The 17,455-nt window shown below is 33.9% G+C and carries 24 protein-coding genes and 1 tRNA gene; 16 read left to right on the top strand and 9 right to left on the bottom strand.

Going from position 1 to position 17,455, the window contains the following annotated elements; translation table 11 throughout:
- Nucleotides 1-67: 67 nt before the first annotated feature.
- Entirely contained in the window at nt 68-469 is a 402-nt protein-coding gene (gene cueR, locus HLV59_RS12645) for a Cu(I)-responsive transcriptional regulator (protein ID WP_031947821.1), read from the top strand.
- A 27-nt stretch (nt 470-496) separates the two neighbouring features.
- Nucleotides 497-904, top strand: a complete 408-nt coding sequence (locus HLV59_RS12640) for a GFA family protein (protein ID WP_171430094.1) — start codon at nt 497-499, stop codon at nt 902-904.
- 599 nt (nt 905-1,503) lie between these two features.
- On the opposite strand, the gene HLV59_RS12635 is transcribed toward HLV59_RS12640, so the two are convergent.
- A complete protein-coding gene (locus HLV59_RS12635; RefSeq protein WP_016144726.1) occupies nt 1,504-1,860 on the bottom strand; it encodes a four-helix bundle copper-binding protein in 357 nt (118 codons plus the stop codon).
- Nucleotides 1,861-2,317: 457 nt separating this feature from the next.
- Nucleotides 2,318-2,647: a hypothetical protein gene (locus HLV59_RS12630; RefSeq protein ID WP_171430093.1), complete on the bottom strand. Its 330-nt coding sequence runs from the start codon at nt 2,645-2,647 to the stop codon at nt 2,318-2,320.
- Between the two features lie 438 nt (nt 2,648-3,085).
- Between HLV59_RS12630 and HLV59_RS12625 the strand changes: the two genes are divergently transcribed.
- A complete protein-coding gene (locus HLV59_RS12625; protein WP_031947824.1) occupies nt 3,086-3,679 on the top strand; it encodes a LysE family translocator in 594 nt (197 codons plus the stop codon).
- Between the two features lie 48 nt (nt 3,680-3,727).
- On the top strand, nt 3,728-3,946 hold the full coding sequence (locus HLV59_RS12620) for a hypothetical protein (protein WP_016141649.1): 219 nt from the start codon (nt 3,728-3,730) through the stop codon (nt 3,944-3,946).
- Nucleotides 3,947-4,200: 254 nt separating this feature from the next.
- On the opposite strand, the gene xseB is transcribed toward HLV59_RS12620, so the two are convergent.
- Together xseB and xseA are read right to left on the bottom strand one after the other, a co-directional pair.
- Nucleotides 4,201-4,395, bottom strand: a complete 195-nt coding sequence (gene xseB / locus HLV59_RS12615) for an exodeoxyribonuclease VII small subunit (RefSeq protein WP_171430092.1) — start codon at nt 4,393-4,395, stop codon at nt 4,201-4,203.
- Nucleotides 4,385-5,650 carry an exodeoxyribonuclease VII large subunit gene (gene xseA / locus HLV59_RS12610; RefSeq protein WP_031947825.1) on the bottom strand — a complete coding sequence of 422 codons (1,266 nt, stop codon included), beginning with the start codon at nt 5,648-5,650 and terminating at the stop codon, nt 4,385-4,387. The genes xseB and xseA overlap by 11 nt, the downstream gene beginning before the upstream one ends.
- A gap of 256 nt (nt 5,651-5,906) precedes the next feature.
- Between xseA and HLV59_RS12605 the strand changes: the two genes are divergently transcribed.
- Nucleotides 5,907-5,983, top strand: a tRNA-Met gene (locus HLV59_RS12605).
- A gap of 175 nt (nt 5,984-6,158) precedes the next feature.
- Nucleotides 6,159-6,392 (top strand): transposase, encoded by a 234-nt coding sequence (locus HLV59_RS12600; protein WP_031947826.1) that lies wholly within the window; start codon nt 6,159-6,161, stop codon nt 6,390-6,392.
- A 151-nt stretch (nt 6,393-6,543) separates the two neighbouring features.
- Here HLV59_RS12600 and HLV59_RS12595 read toward each other — a convergent pair whose 3' ends face one another.
- Nucleotides 6,544-7,215: an XRE family transcriptional regulator gene (locus HLV59_RS12595; protein ID WP_057106560.1), complete on the bottom strand. Its 672-nt coding sequence runs from the start codon at nt 7,213-7,215 to the stop codon at nt 6,544-6,546.
- 674 nt (nt 7,216-7,889) lie between these two features.
- Between HLV59_RS12595 and HLV59_RS12590 the strand changes: the two genes are divergently transcribed.
- The 3 genes from HLV59_RS12590 (at nt 7,890) to HLV59_RS12580 (ending at nt 9,317) form a co-directional block, all read left to right on the top strand.
- A complete protein-coding gene (locus HLV59_RS12590; RefSeq protein WP_081174712.1) occupies nt 7,890-8,144 on the top strand; it encodes a hypothetical protein in 255 nt (84 codons plus the stop codon).
- 207 nt (nt 8,145-8,351) lie between these two features.
- Nucleotides 8,352-8,741, top strand: coding sequence for a hypothetical protein (locus HLV59_RS12585; protein ID WP_081174710.1), 390 nt, complete (start codon nt 8,352-8,354; stop codon nt 8,739-8,741).
- A gap of 30 nt (nt 8,742-8,771) precedes the next feature.
- Entirely contained in the window at nt 8,772-9,317 is a 546-nt protein-coding gene (locus HLV59_RS12580; protein WP_081174707.1) for a glycoside hydrolase family 108 protein, read from the top strand.
- Nucleotides 9,318-9,413: 96 nt separating this feature from the next.
- On the opposite strand, the gene HLV59_RS12575 is transcribed toward HLV59_RS12580, so the two are convergent.
- Nucleotides 9,414-10,031, bottom strand: a complete 618-nt coding sequence (locus tag HLV59_RS12575; RefSeq protein WP_081174705.1) for a LysE family translocator — start codon at nt 10,029-10,031, stop codon at nt 9,414-9,416.
- A gap of 239 nt (nt 10,032-10,270) precedes the next feature.
- Here HLV59_RS12575 and HLV59_RS12570 point away from each other — a divergent pair, with 239 nt between their 5' ends.
- From HLV59_RS12570 to HLV59_RS12555, 4 genes are all read left to right on the top strand, one after another.
- On the top strand, nt 10,271-11,203 hold the full coding sequence (locus tag HLV59_RS12570; RefSeq protein ID WP_081174703.1) for an LpxL/LpxP family acyltransferase: 933 nt from the start codon (nt 10,271-10,273) through the stop codon (nt 11,201-11,203).
- A 239-nt stretch (nt 11,204-11,442) separates the two neighbouring features.
- Nucleotides 11,443-11,658, top strand: coding sequence for a cold-shock protein (locus tag HLV59_RS12565; RefSeq protein WP_081174701.1), 216 nt, complete (start codon nt 11,443-11,445; stop codon nt 11,656-11,658).
- A 219-nt stretch (nt 11,659-11,877) separates the two neighbouring features.
- Nucleotides 11,878-12,102: a hypothetical protein gene (locus HLV59_RS12560; protein ID WP_171430091.1), complete on the top strand. Its 225-nt coding sequence runs from the start codon at nt 11,878-11,880 to the stop codon at nt 12,100-12,102.
- 331 nt (nt 12,103-12,433) lie between these two features.
- Nucleotides 12,434-13,243, top strand: a complete 810-nt coding sequence (locus HLV59_RS12555) for a pyrroline-5-carboxylate reductase family protein (protein WP_081174697.1) — start codon at nt 12,434-12,436, stop codon at nt 13,241-13,243.
- 15 nt (nt 13,244-13,258) lie between these two features.
- Here the strand turns inward: HLV59_RS12555 and HLV59_RS12550 are convergent, their stop codons facing one another.
- Together HLV59_RS12550 and HLV59_RS12545 are read right to left on the bottom strand one after the other, a co-directional pair.
- Nucleotides 13,259-13,375, bottom strand: a complete 117-nt coding sequence (locus HLV59_RS12550) for a hypothetical protein (protein ID WP_004793556.1) — start codon at nt 13,373-13,375, stop codon at nt 13,259-13,261.
- Between the two features lie 178 nt (nt 13,376-13,553).
- A complete protein-coding gene (locus HLV59_RS12545) occupies nt 13,554-14,039 on the bottom strand; it encodes an Lrp/AsnC family transcriptional regulator (RefSeq protein WP_031944142.1) in 486 nt (161 codons plus the stop codon).
- A gap of 363 nt (nt 14,040-14,402) precedes the next feature.
- Between HLV59_RS12545 and HLV59_RS12540 the strand changes: the two genes are divergently transcribed.
- From HLV59_RS12540 to HLV59_RS12530, 3 genes are all read left to right on the top strand, one after another.
- A complete protein-coding gene (locus HLV59_RS12540) occupies nt 14,403-15,170 on the top strand; it encodes a class I SAM-dependent methyltransferase (RefSeq protein WP_031947834.1) in 768 nt (255 codons plus the stop codon).
- A gap of 273 nt (nt 15,171-15,443) precedes the next feature.
- Nucleotides 15,444-15,782 (top strand): hypothetical protein, encoded by a 339-nt coding sequence (locus tag HLV59_RS12535; protein WP_081174693.1) that lies wholly within the window; start codon nt 15,444-15,446, stop codon nt 15,780-15,782.
- 235 nt (nt 15,783-16,017) lie between these two features.
- Nucleotides 16,018-16,647: a class I SAM-dependent methyltransferase gene (locus HLV59_RS12530; protein ID WP_171430090.1), complete on the top strand. Its 630-nt coding sequence runs from the start codon at nt 16,018-16,020 to the stop codon at nt 16,645-16,647.
- A gap of 111 nt (nt 16,648-16,758) precedes the next feature.
- On the opposite strand, the gene HLV59_RS12525 is transcribed toward HLV59_RS12530, so the two are convergent.
- Nucleotides 16,759-17,301 carry an AAA family ATPase gene (locus HLV59_RS12525; RefSeq protein WP_171430089.1) on the bottom strand — a complete coding sequence of 181 codons (543 nt, stop codon included), beginning with the start codon at nt 17,299-17,301 and terminating at the stop codon, nt 16,759-16,761.
- Nucleotides 17,302-17,455: the final 154 nt, after the last annotated feature.

The raw sequence follows: 17,455 nt of genomic DNA, 5'->3' as shown, positions 1-17,455 counted from the left end.
AAAATCAACTTTTGGTTTAAGATCATGACAGCAGCTCTTAAACCAAATTTAATATTTGAGGTGTGAGATGAATATCGGTCAGGCATCCAAACATTCGGGCATTTCGGCGAAAATGATTCGCTACTATGAAGAAATCGGTTTACTTGAGGCAGCTCAACGTTCTGCTTCTGGTTATCGCATTTATTCAGAAACAGACCTTAAGACTTTGAACTTTCTCAAACATGCCAGAGAGTTAGGTTTTTCATCAGAACAGATGAAAGAACTTATTTCACTTTGGAAAAATACCGATCGGCATAGTGCAGAGGTGAAAGCCTTAACTGTTAAACACATTGCCGAATTAAAGCAAAAAATTGCTCATCTCCAAGAGATGGTTAATATCTTACAGGCCTCTGCCGATGATTGCTGTGGTGACCAGCATGCTTCTTGTGCCATTTTAGATCATATTGAAAAAGGGGTGGGCGTAAACTAAATCCCATAAAAATAAAAAGGTAAAATCATGACTTATACAGCTACTTGTCTTTGTAATGGCATTCAACTCAACATTAATGCTGAATTAACTCCCATCATGGTTTGTCATTGTAAGCAATGCCAAAAAGCACAAGGGGCTGCTTTTGCTGCCATTACCCAAGTACAAAAAAGTGATTTAAACATTGTGCAGGGTGAAAATCTTTTACAAGCTTACTTTGCTTCTCCAAACAAAAAGAGAGTGTTCTGTAAAACTTGTGGTTCACCAGTCTGGAGTGAACGTCTAGATAAACCTGAGGTAGTGCGTTTAAGGGTAGGGCTGATTAATGAAGAAATATCGACATCAGTGATTTCTCATGCTTTTGTGTCTTCAAAAGTGAAGTGGTATCCAATTTGCGATAATGCTCGCCAATATCCAAATGGAGTAGAAAACCTTTAAATATTAAGGTCTGATCATATTTTATTCATTTGTAAAAAAACGTGAACAGCACTAGCCATGAATAAAGAATGTGCTATAAATATACCTAAGGTAATCGTAATATCTCCTCGATCCACAGGGAAACTTGGGACAGGGCAAAAGATACGATAAGACCTTACATATAGCTAGCAAAGAGCAAACAAGAGTTGGATAGACACAACGCTTATATTGCTCACCGTTGCAGAAAAGCCTGTGAAACGGGCTTTTTTAATGCCTGTAGAAAAGCTATTTCTTATGGGGAAATATCTTATATTTTTAAACTATTTATGAAAAAGTAATGTAAAAATAATAAAATATTTCAAATATACAGACTTTTCTGTATTGCAATTTTTTTTTATTAAGGGTACATTTGGTTAACGGTTTAAAGTTCAAGTTTAATAATGAACTCATGGTCGTTGTGGGAGATCTAAGAGCCTGCATTCTTCCCCAAGATGCGGGTTTTTTTTATATCTATAAAAAAGTAATTCTTAAATAATAAAGATATAAGTTATTGTTATTTAAAATGTTTTAATAAGCCTACGATCTAAAGATTGCGTAGGCTTTAAATATGTAAAAATTATTTATGCACGATAGGCTAGACAAGCCTGAGCACAAGCTAAACATGCTTTTGCACAAACCTGGCAGTGTTCATGATCATGTTTGCCGCATTCTGCTGCACAGAGTTGGCATGCATTTGCACAAAGTTGCATTGCTGGTTCTGCTAACTCAGAGTTTCTTAGTTCTAAAGAAGTACAAAGCTGGCAGGTTTCTACACATGTCATGCAATGCTTAATACATTCACGCATCATACTTACATGTTCTTCTTGCAAACATGCCGCTGCACAAGTTTTGCAGGCAATCATGCATTCAATGCAGGCTTGAATTGAGGTGGAGGTATCACAAAATAACGAGGAGTTTGTTTCTTGTTGAATTTCCATAAGAGTTCTCCTGTCGAAGACTATTATTAAAAAACAGAATATTTTTATCTTTTTTTATTTTATAAAATCATTTCCTTAATGGGGGCATTTGAAATGAAAGGTCTACAAACACTCAATAGGGGTTAACCTCGTATAAGAATGTTACATCTACTTGTTTAGATTGGATCGAGATGAGGAATATATAAAATTAGGTTCAAAATTTGATGCGATATAATACTTTTGGCTAATTTTTTATTGTTTGAAAATTGTGCAAATTAACAGTGTGAACTTTAAGGGCACACGAAATGGAAAACGTTAATCAATACGCTCACGGAGCTGAGCATGAAGTCCACATACATTGCAAACGATCATTAAGCACTTTAATACTGAGTATGCTCGTATTAATTACAACTGGTCGTTAAAAGAAAAAGCACCTTCGGGTGCTTTTTCTATATGCGTTTCAAGCTAAGAAGTAGATTTAGGAGTTTATAAAGCCACGGCGTTTTTTGTAGGCTTTACGGTCATAAGAAGGGATGTTTGATTGCTGGAGTTCAATCGCAAGTTGCTTCTTGCGTTGAAACTGAACTTCGCTTAGAAGAGCCACATAAATTTTGGGACGATCAGTTTTAAACTTTTCTACATCCAACGGAATCGTATCTTCATTTTTGACAATGTACAGCACAGAGCCATTGCCATTCATTTCATAAACCGTCCAACCCACTCGTACCATGTAGAGTCCGGTTTTTTGATTCTTGCCTAAATAAGATTTAAAACCATCTGGATGAGGGCGAACATAAGCATTCATCATGCTTCCTCCATCATCTGATTTATGTGATGAAAGCGGCGATCAATGAATTGATGGGAGCAGGACATCATATTCAGTAAAAATCACGATTTCTAGTTGTTTATATATTGATCAATTTAAAAATTTCAAGTAAGAAAATCGATTAATAAGTAAACTAAATAAGTGCGAAATATTAAAAATAACAGCTTATTTTTTTGAGAAAAAAAGCTTGATTTAATTGTTTCTGGAGTAGAAAAATAGCGATTATTCTATATTTCTGTGATGGATTTTGCATATTTAAAATTATTGAAATAGTAAGTGAATTTGTAGTCAGGTAGAGTTAATTATTTGTTTTAGAATTAAAAAAATAAAATTCAATATTTCTTGTTACAACCATTATGTCGACAATAGATATTCCTTTTTGACATATTTCGCCTAGCATAACTAAAGAGTTCGTTGCCTATGGTGTCATTTATGTTTATTGGACTTGTTGTCACCATTTTGTTGACTCCAGGCCCAACAAATACATTGTTAGCCTCGGCTGGAATACAAGCAGGGGTGAAGCAGTCTCTTAAACTTATTCCTGCTGAAGTGATGGGCTATCTCATTGCAATTACTTCATGGGGTATTTTGCTTGAGTCAGTTTCACATTTTATCCCTTGGCTTCCTGCCTTATTAAAGTTAATAAGTGCAACTTTTATTCTCTACCTTGCATTTAAACTTTGGATAACATCAACACATGACATTAAATTAGACAACCCCCTAATTACGCCTAGGGCTTTATTTGTTGCAACACTTTTAAATCCTAAAGCTTTACTCTTTGCTTCTGCTATTTTTCCACATGCAGCATGGGAAGTGCTTCACGTATATTTTGTTCATATTGCTATTTTTTTATCATTAATTACACCCATTGCATTTTTATGGATTGCTTTTGGAACCGTATTAATTTCAAATAAAGTAACTTGGTTAAACCAACGTAATTTACAACGTACGGCTGCATTTATTTTAACTTTTTTTGCTATGCCAATCGCCTATTCTGCGATTAGCTCATTTTAAACTTAACCCATTATTTATATTAAAAAATTTATTTTTTAGGAGATTTTTATGACAAGATTAAAAGTAATTATCAAGGATCAGTTTGATAAAGAATCAATTGCTTTGGCAAAAGTTAGACCCATGAATGATCACGCACTTGAACTTCATAAGAGCGTTGAACATATTGAAATTAATGATGATATTATTTTACCGAATATGGATTTGCTCTATGAAAACCCTAAAGATGGCAAAATCTATCAGTTAATTGGTCCATTCAGTGAGGAATAACTCTTAAATTAAATTTAACAATAACCATGAGCAGAGTTTGTATTTGGTATGATCTCATTAGAAGTTGTTCTAACTAAGATGTGGTGAAAATTAAGCCAAACTAACGTATAGACACAATTAAAATATTGAACATCTAAAATGGTTATGGGACTATGCCTTTGTGAAAATGTGACCTAATCCACATTTTTGCATTTCAGGATTAAGTGGATTTCACTAAGCCCATTCCTTCAATGAGAAGTAGGAGTGGGCTTTTTTTATTCTTTAAATGTCTCATCTAAAGCTTGTTGAACCGCTTCAATGCGTGACTTACACGCTTTATAAGCTGTAATCGACTCTTCAACAATTTTCATTAAATTATCGATATCTGGGCTTTCTTGAGATTCAAGTAATTCGGCATTTTTCTTCAAAATCTCATGACCATCTTTAAACGTTAACTCTTCATTCTTCATTTGGAATCACCTGTGTAATGTTGGCTTCAACTACACCATCTTGCATCTCAATGGCAATGGCGGGGCTTGAAATTTGATGTATAGAGCGAATCGCTTTTCCTTCTGATCTAACAATTGCGTAGCCCTTGGCTTGAACCTGTTTCGGGTTTTGCAAAAGGATTTCTTTCATTAAAGATTCAATTTGGGCTAATGAAAATTTAACTTGTTGTTGTGAGCTAAACTGAATACGTTCCTTCATCTGGTCAAGCAGACGATGTGCCGAGTTAAGTTGGCCTTGTGCCGATGCTTTAATGTGATGAAGCAGTTGATCATTCTTGCTTTGATAAGTCGTAATTTGATGCTGAGAAAGCAGTTTAATCGTTTGTAGGCTATCTACAGCTTCTTGTACGCGTTCAACAATATGGTTGCGAATACCAGCAATCACTTTACTAGGCGTGTCAAATGAGCGATGGGCAATTTCATCAAGAATTGTACGGTCTTTTTCATGCCCAATGCCCACCCAAACGGGGACACTGCGTTTGCAAAGTAGGGCCGCAAGTTCATAATCATTTAAATAAGCTAGGTCATTTACAGCACCACCACCGCGAATAATCACAATCAAATCAGGCGGAAAGTTAAACGTGCTGGCCCATTGTCTTAAACCTGAACCTAAAGACTCAATCAAGCTGGTTGCAGCCGTATTTCCTTGAAATGTCGCGGTGTGATATACAAAATGGCAAACCCCATTTCGTTCAAGAGCATCTGCATCTTTTTTAAAGTCACCTAAACCCGCAGCATTTTGAGGGGCAATGACTAAAACATTTTGAATATCAAAAGGAGTGGGAAGAAGTTTATTTTTATGGATTAAACCTTCCTGAGTCAGTCGTTCAATAATTTGCTGATAACGTTTAGCAATTTCGCCCAATGTAAAGCTTGAGTCGATCTCTTCAATATTGACTGAAAATCCATATTGAGGATCAAAACGTGCTCTAATTTTGATAAGCACATTTAAGTCACTTGAGATTTCGATACCAGTTTCACGTTCAAACTTTAAAACAATTTTACTTGCTGAAAATTTCCATATCGTGGCTTTACAGCTGGCAATGACTTTATCCGTCTCTGCATCTTTTTCTGCAAGTTCGAGATAATAATGGCCACCTTTAACATTTAAATTTCGGATTTCTGCTTTTACCCAAACCGGCTCATCAAAAGCCACACGTATGACTTCCTGAACTGTGCCGAGATATTCACTAAGGGAAAACTGAGGTTCAGACATACGAGCTAAAAATTAAAGGGCCAAATTAGATAGTATAAAAGCCACCCAACCAAGGCAATTGTTGTTTATGAATATCAGGTTCTGTTTAAAATAAATACAACAATTTAAACAATTAAAAGCTGGAAATTGAGATAACTGTATAGACCGAATGGTTAAAAAGAAAAATTAATAAAAAGAGAATTCTTAATAATTACAACCGATTAAAAAATAAAGTTTGCTTTATAAAATATATGAGCGTATAAAGCTTACTTCCAATTGCGGGGTGGAGCAGTCTGGTAGCTCGTCGGGCTCATAACCCGAAGGTCGTTGGTTCAAATCCGACTCCCGCATCCAAAAATATTATGCTCTGTGATGTACCACTTTTCATAATACGAAAATTATGAAAAGCAATTAGCTTATAAATAACCCTATATAAAGCTAAATATTAAATTCTAGACGAAATGTCCATACCCTAAATCTAGCGTTCTAATTACATACCGTAAAATCACATGAGCTCAGTGATGAGTGAATGATTGTGAATATAGTAAATGAGTGGCAGATTGCCACAGCCGTAAATGGCAATGAAATTAATGTGAGGATTGTTCCTCATGTGCGTAAGCAAAACTCTCTCGATGGATATCGTTGGGTCGAAGTTGGTAAAAAAATTCAACTTCAGTCTGGTGAAGAAATTGAGTTAAACCAAGATGGTAAAAGCTTCTATGCCGGATTTAATCAACTTTATCGTTTAAATACATATTGTTGATAAGACCATGGTCATAAAGCAAGAAAACCTATCTCTTTTAAAGGAGATAGGTTTTTTTATGTCTATCGGGTATGAAAATAATTAAAGTTATAAAAAAGTGAAAGTAAATAAAAATATTACATTATTATTTTAGCTATATTTAATAACTAAATTAACCTGCTCGCCAGAACTGGCGTCCCATAACCTTAAAGTTTTTTCCGTTCTCTTCAGTTACCCGTCGATCTCTAAATTTTTCATTTAAGCTATGCAAAATTAAAGAACCATCTGCTTCTTTAAAAATTTGCTTAATCATTCCTTCGCCAGCAAAGTAAACCGCATAAATCTCACCATCAATGACTTCAGTCTGAGAGATATCAATACCCACCAAATCTCCATCTTTAATGTAGTCGGTCATGCTATCGCCCTTAGCTTTAATAATACGCATGCATTCTTGTGCAACACGTTTTTCTTTAAAGAATGAGGCGGGAAAAGGAATTTTTCCATTAATAGCATCAAAGTGAAATTCAATAGATTCGCCAGTCCCGCAAGAAAAGTTAGCTTCTACCACTTCAATCCAGACATATTGCTCAGTAGATTCTGCACTCACCACAGTAGGGCTAAATACATCGCTTTCACTAAAAGAATCTTCAGTATTCCCAGTTGTTAACCAATAACCATCCACACCTAAAAACTGGGCAATGAGAGGGAGAAACGCAGATTTCAAATTTTTCCCAGACTCTAAAGCCTGATAAGCAGGCTGAGACATCTTTACGGCCTCTGCTACTTCAGCCTGAGTTTTTTTGGCTTTAAGTCTAGAGTCTTTTAAACGGTCTTTCAGAGCCATAATGATTACACCAGTAAACTTATAACAAATATATAACTAAAGTTATATCGAGTAAAACAACTATAGTTATTGACTAATAATAACTATAGTTATAATATCAGTTATATCTTCAAATGAATAGATAAAGTTTAAATCGTATTTAAATCAAGATTTATCGCTTTATCAATGAGTTGAGATAAAAGCTAAATTTATTTTGTTTCTATAGGTAGCAAAATAAAAGGGAGATAGCTCAAATAATATTTGCAAACTGGCTATCAAAACAAAAATTGGAATAAAAAAAAGCCCGATTCCGTGGATCAGGCTTAATGTTCGTCGATAAAGGGTATCAAGAACATGAAGAATCTAACAAAGATTGCGAGCTCTAACAAAAGTTTCCGATATACGGCAAAGCCTTATATGAACTTTTTGGTCAAAAAATTAAAGTATAAAGAATGCTCAATTCTAAAAACTTTAATACTTTTTTACATTTTTAGAAAAGGAAAGATTTGTTTGTAAATTAGTAGCTTAATTGCATGCGGTTTGGATCTTTATCATTGTTGTACCAGATGAAACGTTTCGAACACACATTTGTAGCAATAGCTTAGCTATATTGCTCAAAGAATGTATCAAAACTTCAAGAATAACAAACGATAAAGATGCCTTACTAATCGAGTGAGTCGAGTTGGAGATAGTGAATGACTACAGCAATGCAGAACAGAGCTAAACAACTTAAAAATGCAAAACGTGGAGGGTATGTCCCAACAATTGCAAAAGACGTAAACAAATATAAGGTACAAAAAATAAAAAGAGCACTCGAGGAGGCAAAGCAGATTGTAAATGAGCTTGAAGATGAAGCATTCGAATTCGATGATCAAGTCTCTATGCAAAAAGCGATTGGTGCAATCACAGTGATTGAGTTGATTGAACAAGCCTTAAGCGGTGCACACTAACAGGCTTTAGCATACAAACATCCTTTCTTGGACCCCTGAAATATGGGGTCAAGGATAAGTTCGTCTTGCGATTTGGCGCGGTTTAAGAGCGTTAGTGTTTTTTATTGACTGTAATAAAGAAAACTAAGGGTGTTTCATAACCTGAAAATAACAAGCTGATTATGGCGCTGAGTTTTCAAGTTTCACCCTTTAAAGCAGGACAAAGTCATGGAAACAATTTCAACCAGTGGGTTAGCCACATTTTTAAATTTTTATAGTATTGCAATTATGGTGGCTTTGGCAGTCAGCTTAGTTGTCGCAGTTGTATTAATGATGCGTTTTCCTCGTTCCCCACAAGAATGGATTGTTGCCCTCATCTGTACCGTAGTTTCAAGCCTGACAGGAGGTTCCTTTATTATTATGAAATGGAACCTACATGAATGGGTATCCGATATTTGGGGAATGATTACCCTATCTGGATTCTTCTTCATTTGTGGTTTGCCGGGCTGGGCTATTGTGAGATGGGTATTTAATTTCATTAATAAACAAGAAGGTAAAACGATTGTAGAGGTCATTAAAGACTTAAAAAAAGCAAAAGATGATCTTCAAAATAGCTAAAGACGGCTTTAAACATATAGGTAAAATAAAATGAATATCGACCAATACTTAGAATCAATGATCCGCCGAGAAGGCGGGTATGTTAATCATCCATCAGATCATGGTCATGCGACTAAATTTGGTATTACAGAAGCAGTTGCTCGATCAAACGGATATCAAGGTGATATGCAAGATTTATCATTAGCCGTGGCTAAATCTATTTATAAGCAACAATATTGGCTTGAGCCTCAGTTTGACCAGATTAATAAGATTAGCCCTGCTATTGCAGAAGAGTTATTCGATACCGCTGTAAATTGTGGGGTGAGTTTTGCGAAGCCTTTATTACAACGTGCTTTAAACCTGTTAAATAAGCAGGGTAAGGAAGGCTGGCCAAATCTTGCTGTAGATGGCCAGTATGGGCCTATTACTTTGCAAGCACTTAGCTCCTATTTAAACCGACGTCATAAAGAGGGAGAAAAAGTGTTAGTGCGTATCTTAAATATTATGCAAGGGCAGCGTTATATCGAAATTACAGAGAACAATCCTACCTACGAAGAGTTCTTTTACGGTTGGATATTAAATAGAGTAACACTCTAAAAATGTATTAGATGAAAACATGTTTAAAGATCAAAAGAATTAAAAAGCCTAACCACGAGTTAAGGCTTTTTAATGAATCATATGTCGAGTAATGATTTATTGAGTAATGAGTAAAACTGCGAGAAGAAAGAAAATAGCACCACTAATTTTATTGAGGATGGAAAAATTATTCCCAGCTAACATCTTCTCTTTAAAAATCGAAGAGAAATTTGCATAAACCAAATGAATTAAAAATCCAATAAAACAGAAGGTTAAAGAAAGAATTAAAAATTGATTTAAAATTTCTTTCTTTATGTCAATAAATTGAGGGAAGAGTGCAATAAAAAATACAATTGTTTTAGGATTCAGTAATGATGCAAATAGGCCTTGATAAAACAGTTTAGATTTACTTACAGCTTGATTGTTTTGTTGATCGGTCATTAACTCTTGTGTTGGAAGTTTTTTGGTAAAGTTTTTATATCCTAAATACATTAAATAAAACGCACCAACAAACTTTAAACCGGTAAAAATAGTAGGATTACTGGTAATAATAAGTCCCACACCACTAGCGGAAATTACCGCAATCACAAACATACCAATAATTAAACCACTTATTCCAAATAAAGCAATTTTAACCCCATAGTTAATTGAATTTGTGACAGTAAATAAAACTCCTGGTCCTGGGCTTAGTAGGGTAAGAAATGCAATTGTTATAAATACTAAAAGACCGCTCACGCTGATATATCCTATTTATCAATTGAAGCAAGATTGTGTGGTTACTTTAAATGAGAAAATAATCGATGTATACAGAAGGTTATGTATATTTAAGTCTTAAATAGATTAAATATTTAAAATATCGATTTATATAAAATAAATAGGGCAGTAAAACTATAAATGTGAAAGCAACATAAACACACAACGTTAAAAAATGAGCATGTTAGTATGCTAAGTCTATATTTCAAGAAATCTACAATATGACGAAAAATGAACGGCAGTTTAAATCTGGCGAGTTTCAATTTTCCTTTTTATCGTTTAAATATTGGGGTATATGGTTTCTAGCTTTTATTCTGATGTTATTTGCGATGTTACCTTGGGCCATTCAATGGCGCCTCGCTGATGTCCTTTCAAAAATAGCTTGGAAATTTTTAGGTTCAAGACGCAAAACGACGCTACGAAATCTGGAAGCATGTTTTCCTGAAAAAACACCTTTGCAAATTGAGGCAAAAGCTAAACAGGTTTTTGTTGATACTTTAACGGGGGTATTTGAAGCTCTAAATGCTTGGTACTCTCCAAACTGGTTTAAAAGCCGTGTTCACATAGATGGTTTAGAAAATTTAACCAATAATCAGGAAAATGGCGTACTTTTATTAGGTACCCACAGTACGCTTTTAGATGCAGGTGGAGCAGCGTGTACTTTATTCTTTAATATGGATGTGGTTTATCGACCTCAAAATAATCCGTTTTTAGATTTTCTGATTCATCGTAGTCGTGCGAGAGTGTATAAAAATCAGATTGCTCGAGACAACATGCGTGGACTCATACAAAACCTCAAACACGGCCATGCAATATGGTATAGCCCAGATCAGGACTTTGGCTTAAAACAGGGTGTCATGGCATCATTTTTCGGTATTCAAGCCGCGACTGTTACAGCCCACCGCAGACTAATGGATATCTCTAAAGCAGCAGCAGTCCCTTTATATTTTTACCGTAGTGGTGACATCCGTAATCCTCAATACCACGTTTTGGTAGAACCTAAACTCGAAAATTTTCCGAGTGGTTGTGAAGTCAGTGATGCTGAAAGGGTAAACAAGATTATTGAGAATCAAATTCGTATTGCTCCTACACAATACATGTGGTTTCACCGACGCTTTAAGACACGTCCTGCTGGTGAACAGAAGTTTTATTAAGGATAAAGAAGGATAGATTTTTGTTGCTTTAATTATGTTGAATATCGATTGCAAATGATTTTGAAGCGTGTATTATCGAGCATAACTAACAAAATATTCTTGTCATCATAAATTTCTCTTTTCGTAGTTTTATTTATAATCCTTCGGTTTTCAGTCATTTAAGTTTTCACGTCTATTTTTTAGTTAAATTGGTTTCCCCAATAATAAGTTATAATATTTTAAAGATTCAGGATTAAAACATGTCTAATTCTACTGGTACAGTAAAGTGGTTCAATGAAACTAAAGGTTTTGGTTTTATTGCAGCTGATGAAGGTAAAGATATTTTTGCTCATTTTACCGATATTCAAACTCAAGGTTTTAAAGTTCTTATCGAAGGCCAACGTGTTGAGTTCACTGTAGTACAAGGTAAAAAAGGCCCGCAGGCTTCAAATATTGTAATTCTTCAAAATTCATAAAATAGAGCGTCTAATTGATTTAGATATATTATTTAAATAAAATATGTTTAAGTCTAAAGCGTTTTAGTAGAGTTTAAAAAAGCCCACTTCACTTTTTGTGGGCTTTTTATAAGTTTTAATTAAACTTAGATTTAAAATAAAAAAATTATAAAAATACTCTCTTAAAAGTGCTTCTAAATTTTATGTTAAAATATAATTTACTAGGTGTATGGTATTAAAATGGATATTTGTATTGGCGGTATTTTTGACGGTCAAAAAATAGAAAATCATAATGATTTTTTTAAGATTGAAGAGCATTACTCAGACAATAGCTCTCAGTATGTTAAGCAGCACTTTCACTTGTTTGGACAGATTTTTACTTTTTGGGTTTGCGAAGATATTGATCTACAACAAGCTATAAGAAAAGCAGAGAGAATTTTAGAAAATAAAAAAGAAAGTATTTGAATACCTTAACGATTAGGTTCAGCCTTGTTTATAAGCTTAATTGAACTATTATTATGTTCTCTTAATCTTATATAAGAAGTTTTTACAATACTGTATCAATACTTACATACATTAAACAATTTTTATGTGGTATTTACTATCGAAGCTACTACATTAGGCTTAAGCTAAAGTTGTTTTATTTATTGCGCAAATAAAACAAAACCCATTTTAATAATATATTTATTAAAATGGGTTCTTTATTCGGGCCATCATTATTAATTTAATATCCATAATTAAACTATAGATAATATTTATTGTTATAAGCCTCTCTTAAGAAAGGAAAACATTTTAAATGTTAAGTGCAGTACAACCTAATATTTGTTTTATTGGCAGTAGTAATTTAGCTTTAGCTTTGATAGGAGGACTGGTTTTAAAAGGATTTAAAAAAGAAAAAATACACCTGATTGAAGAGAAGAAAATTAATGATACAAATGCCTTAAAGCAAAGGGAAAATGGATTAAAAAAAGCTGAAATTGTGGTTTTGCTACTAGAAACTAAACAGTTAAAAGAAACACTTGTACCGCTAAAAAAATGGTTAGCAAGTAAAATTATAGTTTCCATGATGGCTGGGGTTGATATTGCAAACTTATCCAGTTTGACGGGGTCGAAAAAAATTGTTCGTGTGATTTCAAATCCACCTGTACTTACGCATACGGGTACGCATGTACTTATTGCTTCCGAGCAAATGGACCAACTCGATAAAGACGTAATAGAAACGCTGTACTCTGCAACGGGACAGACTTTTTGGGCACCATCGGAAACTCAAACCGATGCAATTATTGCACTTTCTGGTTCGGGACCAGCTTACTTTTTCTATATTTTAGATAGCATGATAAAAACAGGGGTTTCTTTAGGGCTCGATAAACAATTTGCTCTAGATTTAGCACTACAAGCGGCTAGTGGTGCAGTTGAAATGATTCGTAAAAGTAATGTTCCACCAGCGGATTTGTGTGGAAAGGTGACATTGGCTAACGGAATTACCGAATCAGCACTCAGAATGTTTGAACTAGGAAATGTATCTGATGATATACGTTTAGCAATGAAGGCCGCATATCATCGTAGTAAAGAAATTACTTCAGAAATTATTTCTGAGGTGAGCTGACTCTTGTTTAGCAAACTAAGCCTTTAAAAAGTATTCCCAAATAATGAAACCTAAGCCAAACCCAATAAAAGAGTAGAGGGTAATAATAAAGAATACAAAACTGGCTTTATTTTTTTTCTTCAAAATGTTCATGGCGATGCCTCCAATTCAGATTAATTACATTTTGAAGAAGAGGAGGCTGTAATCATAGATACAGAATTTTTTAAAAAAAATATAACAGAACTTTGATCTGTTATATTTTCTTGGTTTTATCTTAATAAAGATTTTAAAATCAATAAATTAAATACTTATATGTAAGTATTTAACTCTTCTATTCAATTAGCATTAAATCGGCTGTATTGGCAGATTTGAGAGGTCGTAGAGCAAAGGTCGAACGGGTGTGTCGAATTCCTTTAATCGAGTAAAGTTTCTTCCTTAAAAATCTTTCGTAATGGTCAGCATCTTTGACTGCTACTTTAACCAGATAATCGTAGTCACCTGTAACAAGATGCGCCTCAACAACTTCAGGTATATCTGCTAATGCTTCACTGAAATTTTCTAGCATTTCGTCATCGTGGCGCTCTAAAGTAATTTCAATGAAAAAGACTTCGTGAATACCAATCGCTTTTTGGTTTACGTTTACTGTATAGCCTTCAATAATTTTTAAAGTTTCCAGACGTTTCAGTCGTGTCCAGCACGGAGAAGATGAAAGACCTACTTCTTCGGCCAATTGGGCAACGGTTAAACGGCCATTTCCACGTAATGCAGATAAAATTTTCCGATCTATACGATCTAGTGTGTATTCTGTTCTGTTCAAAATATAAACCAAAGAAGAATCTTCTGATAAATCTAAATATACTTTATTTTTATGCTGCGAACATTTAAAAATATTAAAAAATACAGGAAACATTTTGAGTCAAAGGTACATACACTATTTCTATGCATCAAACCTTTCTGGATAGAGGTTGAGATGGAGCAAAGAGCACTGTTTCAGTAAGGGTGACTAAACAGTGCTCTTTGCGGATTTCTTATAAATTGTTAAATGTATTTTCATGAATTGGCATAACGCATGAAAACAAATTAAATAATAACTTTTATTTATTAATTGAAGAAAAACTAATCATTATTTTTTATCTAACTTTTCCTTTATGTTAATTTCATCGCATATAGGAGCAAGGTTATGATCACCCAGCATGATATAAATCAAAAACAATACCAAAATAAATCTATCGATTATTTAAACAGCCAAGCTCACTCTCAAGGAATTGAATTTAATAAATTTATTCATGAAGTTCAGAAAATTGAAAAGGCTGTGGTTCTTGATTTAGGCTGTGGTGGTGGTCATGTTTCCTATAATGTTGCTCCACATGCTGACCTTGTTTTTGCATACGATTTATCTCATGAAATGTTAGATACCGTGTCTAAGGCTGCCAGTCAACGTAAATTAAAAAACATCTTTGTGCAGCAGGGCATTGCTGAAGATATGCCTTTTAGCGATCAGCAGTTTGATGTGGTTATTAGCCGATATTCAGCGCATCACTGGCAGCATGTTCCGACTGCCATGAAGGAAGTAAACCGCGTACTTAAGCCAGATGGCATTGTTATTTTTGTAGATATTATCAGTTCTAGCTCGCCCATATTAGATACGTTTTTACAGACTATCGAAACTATTCGAGATCCAAGTCATGTACGAAACTATAGTGTGAAAGAGTGGGTCTATTTCATTGAAGATGCGGGCTTTGACTTGGTCGGTTTAGATAAACAAACGCTTGCGTTAGACTTTGATAGTTGGGTAAAGCGAATGAAGACTCCTGAAGATCAAATCAAAACTTTACGCTATTTACAGGAAGGTTCATCTGACCTTGTGAAGAAATATTTCAAAATTCAAAATGACGGTAGCTTTGAAAGCCATGTGGGTTATTTTGTCTTTAAGAAATTAGGGTTTTAAGTGGTGTATGAGTAAGGGTTTTAGTAGATTAGAAATGAATTAAATATCACTAGAACTCTTTTCTTGAATTATATTAAAGATCGCTATAAAACAAATTTAATATCATTTATTTGATAAAAATTAATCACCCAATTTTATTAAGGTGATTAAGTATTCAAAAGAGATGAGGGTTATCCCATTTTCTTTATTATTAATAGACACTTATAAATAATTATTATTTAATACGCCCGCAATATTATCACTAATACTTTTAATAACTTTGTCGGGGAAATAATGCGTAATCTTTTAGTAACAATTTTCACTTTATTCGTAGCAACATCAATTTATGCTGCTCAAGAGTCTAGAAATCTTCTAGAGCAAACACAGTGTGAGAAAGCAGTAGAGCTACATGGTTTTTTAAGCCGTGCTCAACTTGATTGTAATTATCACTATTATTCGGAAGAGTTAAAGGAGGCTGCTGCCAAATGCACTAAACATGAGCTCGGCGAAAAATACGGCAGAGAAGTCATGAAATTTGGTATGAAAGAATTTGAAGTGCGTAAGAAGGAAGATACAAAAGGCCACTTTTGTCATAAGGTTTTAAAAGAGTTTCCAAAATATATTAAACAATAAAAAAATAAGGTCTTAAAAACCGATTCTAGCAAGCCGATAAAATGGATTTAATTATTCATTTTATCGGTATAACACTATATATAATCTGCCTGTTAAATTAGAAAAAGAAACTTTAAGAAGCTACTAAATACGAAATCGATAGTTAAAAATTCCTCTTAAATGAATAGAACTGAAAAATTAATAGAGATATATTTATTTTTTAACACTAAAAAGAGCGATTAAAGGACGCAAAATTATGACTATAAAGGAAGTTGCAAGTCCAATTGACCTAAGAAAAGTGGAAGATGCTTTAGAGTGGGCTGAAGAAGTAAATGTGAAACGCCCTTGGAGATATGAGTTTTTTAGCATGTATGTGGCTGAGATTAAGTCACTCAATATCAAAAAACCTAAGATTCTTGAGATAGGTGCTGGTCCTGGTTATTTGGCAAAAATTCTCTTAGAAAATTTAGATTCTCTGGAATATACAGCTTTAGATTTCTCTGAGGCGATGCATGAGTTGTCCAGAAAAAATTTAGGATTACTTACGAGTAAGGCCAAATACTTAACTGCGAATTTTAAAGAGTCTGGTTGGTATGATGTATGCCAACAAGAAACTTTCGATGTTGTCATCATTCACCAAGCTTTACATGAGTTAAGACATAAAGATTTTGCTAAAGAGTTTCATATGCAAGTTAGAAATCATCTATTAAATACAAGCTCTTTATATATTGTGACCGATCATATCGTCAAAGATGAGGAGGGTATGAAAAATAAAGATCTATATATGACAGTTGATGAGCATATAAATACATTTTCTTTAGCTGGTTTTAAGAGTATTGAATTATTAAAAGAAAAGAATGCACTATGTTCTTTTAAAGTTTCTTAAGTTTTATTTCTAGCCAACATCATCTTAATACTTAAAATCTCTTTTTATTATACTCTGCGTTTGAACGGAGGCGGGACGCTTTATGCATGCTGATTTTTGTGTGTCAGTCTGTCAATCAGCCTTCGTTTTGTCTTCATGATTCAATGAGTCACATAAATTATTTAAGTTAGTTTGGACCATATGAATAGCTGATGAAAAGTCATGAATAGAAATAACCTTTCTAGAGAGTTGAGAATAACTACTCAAGAAGTTCTCTAAACGTTGCTCAAAACTATATGAAAATTGAATCAGCTCGATTGTATTTTTTAAAGTTTCTTTGGGTCTTTTACCTGTAACTACAGACTTTAGATAACGTTGTAGTAGCCTTCTTGTTCTTAAATAAAAAGGGACTTCCAGCTTTAAAATTAATGAGCTTTCAAGCAGTAATGGAAGTAAACGTTTGTCGTAAGCTCCCTCTACAATCCAGCTATCTTGTAAGATAATTTCTTTAATACCCTGTGAGATCGTTTCTTCTGAATTCTTTACAAATTGAGTTCCATTTATATTCCAATAGATCTCATCAAATGGGTGAGTTGATAACTTTAATTGTTCAGCTAATTTATTAGCGATAGTCGTTTTACCAGCACCAGAAGGGCCTACAATACAAATTTTCATGGCTTATCTTTTTAAAGGGATATCTCAACAAAATAGTTATAAATAGGAACTAGACTAAAGTTTATAAGTCACTCATCTGTTTTATCAAAGCCTAATAATTTTATTTTGTACAATAAAAACTCAATTATAATTCCAACTTGAAGGAAATAAACTC

Origin of the sequence: Acinetobacter lactucae (genome assembly GCF_013122135.1) — a bacterium.
Lineage (GTDB): Bacteria > Pseudomonadota > Gammaproteobacteria > Pseudomonadales > Moraxellaceae > Acinetobacter > Acinetobacter lactucae.
Note: the sequence above shows the minus strand (reverse complement) of the source record. Positions and strands in the feature narration are given on the sequence as shown.

Coding starts and splice junctions, on each gene's coding strand:
- HLV59_RS12570 (WP_081174703.1), top strand. CDS start 10,271: ATGACGAAAAATGAACGGCAGTTTAAATCTGGCGAGTTTCAATTTTCC.
- HLV59_RS12595 (WP_057106560.1), bottom strand. CDS start 7,215: ATGGCTCTGAAAGACCGTTTAAAAGACTCTAGACTTAAAGCCAAAAAA.
- HLV59_RS12620 (WP_016141649.1), top strand. CDS start 3,728: ATGACAAGATTAAAAGTAATTATCAAGGATCAGTTTGATAAAGAATCA.
- HLV59_RS12635 (WP_016144726.1), bottom strand. CDS start 1,860: ATGGAAATTCAACAAGAAACAAACTCCTCGTTATTTTGTGATACCTCC.
- HLV59_RS12600 (WP_031947826.1), top strand. CDS start 6,159: ATGATTGTGAATATAGTAAATGAGTGGCAGATTGCCACAGCCGTAAAT.
- HLV59_RS12640 (WP_171430094.1), top strand. CDS start 497: ATGACTTATACAGCTACTTGTCTTTGTAATGGCATTCAACTCAACATT.
- HLV59_RS12535 (WP_081174693.1), top strand. CDS start 15,444: ATGCGTAATCTTTTAGTAACAATTTTCACTTTATTCGTAGCAACATCA.
- HLV59_RS12560 (WP_171430091.1), top strand. CDS start 11,878: ATGGATATTTGTATTGGCGGTATTTTTGACGGTCAAAAAATAGAAAAT.
- HLV59_RS12555 (WP_081174697.1), top strand. CDS start 12,434: ATGTTAAGTGCAGTACAACCTAATATTTGTTTTATTGGCAGTAGTAAT.
- HLV59_RS12625 (WP_031947824.1), top strand. CDS start 3,086: ATGGTGTCATTTATGTTTATTGGACTTGTTGTCACCATTTTGTTGACT.
- HLV59_RS12580 (WP_081174707.1), top strand. CDS start 8,772: ATGAATATCGACCAATACTTAGAATCAATGATCCGCCGAGAAGGCGGG.
- HLV59_RS12550 (WP_004793556.1), bottom strand. CDS start 13,375: ATGAACATTTTGAAGAAAAAAAATAAAGCCAGTTTTGTATTCTTTATT.
- HLV59_RS12590 (WP_081174712.1), top strand. CDS start 7,890: ATGACTACAGCAATGCAGAACAGAGCTAAACAACTTAAAAATGCAAAA.
- HLV59_RS12585 (WP_081174710.1), top strand. CDS start 8,352: ATGGAAACAATTTCAACCAGTGGGTTAGCCACATTTTTAAATTTTTAT.
- xseA (WP_031947825.1), bottom strand. CDS start 5,650: ATGTCTGAACCTCAGTTTTCCCTTAGTGAATATCTCGGCACAGTTCAG.
- HLV59_RS12630 (WP_171430093.1), bottom strand. CDS start 2,647: ATGATGAATGCTTATGTTCGCCCTCATCCAGATGGTTTTAAATCTTAT.
- HLV59_RS12530 (WP_171430090.1), top strand. CDS start 16,018: ATGACTATAAAGGAAGTTGCAAGTCCAATTGACCTAAGAAAAGTGGAA.
- HLV59_RS12525 (WP_171430089.1), bottom strand. CDS start 17,301: ATGAAAATTTGTATTGTAGGCCCTTCTGGTGCTGGTAAAACGACTATC.
- xseB (WP_171430092.1), bottom strand. CDS start 4,395: ATGAAGAATGAAGAGTTAACGTTTAAAGATGGTCATGAGATTTTGAAG.
- cueR (WP_031947821.1), top strand. CDS start 68: ATGAATATCGGTCAGGCATCCAAACATTCGGGCATTTCGGCGAAAATG.
- HLV59_RS12565 (WP_081174701.1), top strand. CDS start 11,443: ATGTCTAATTCTACTGGTACAGTAAAGTGGTTCAATGAAACTAAAGGT.
- HLV59_RS12540 (WP_031947834.1), top strand. CDS start 14,403: ATGATCACCCAGCATGATATAAATCAAAAACAATACCAAAATAAATCT.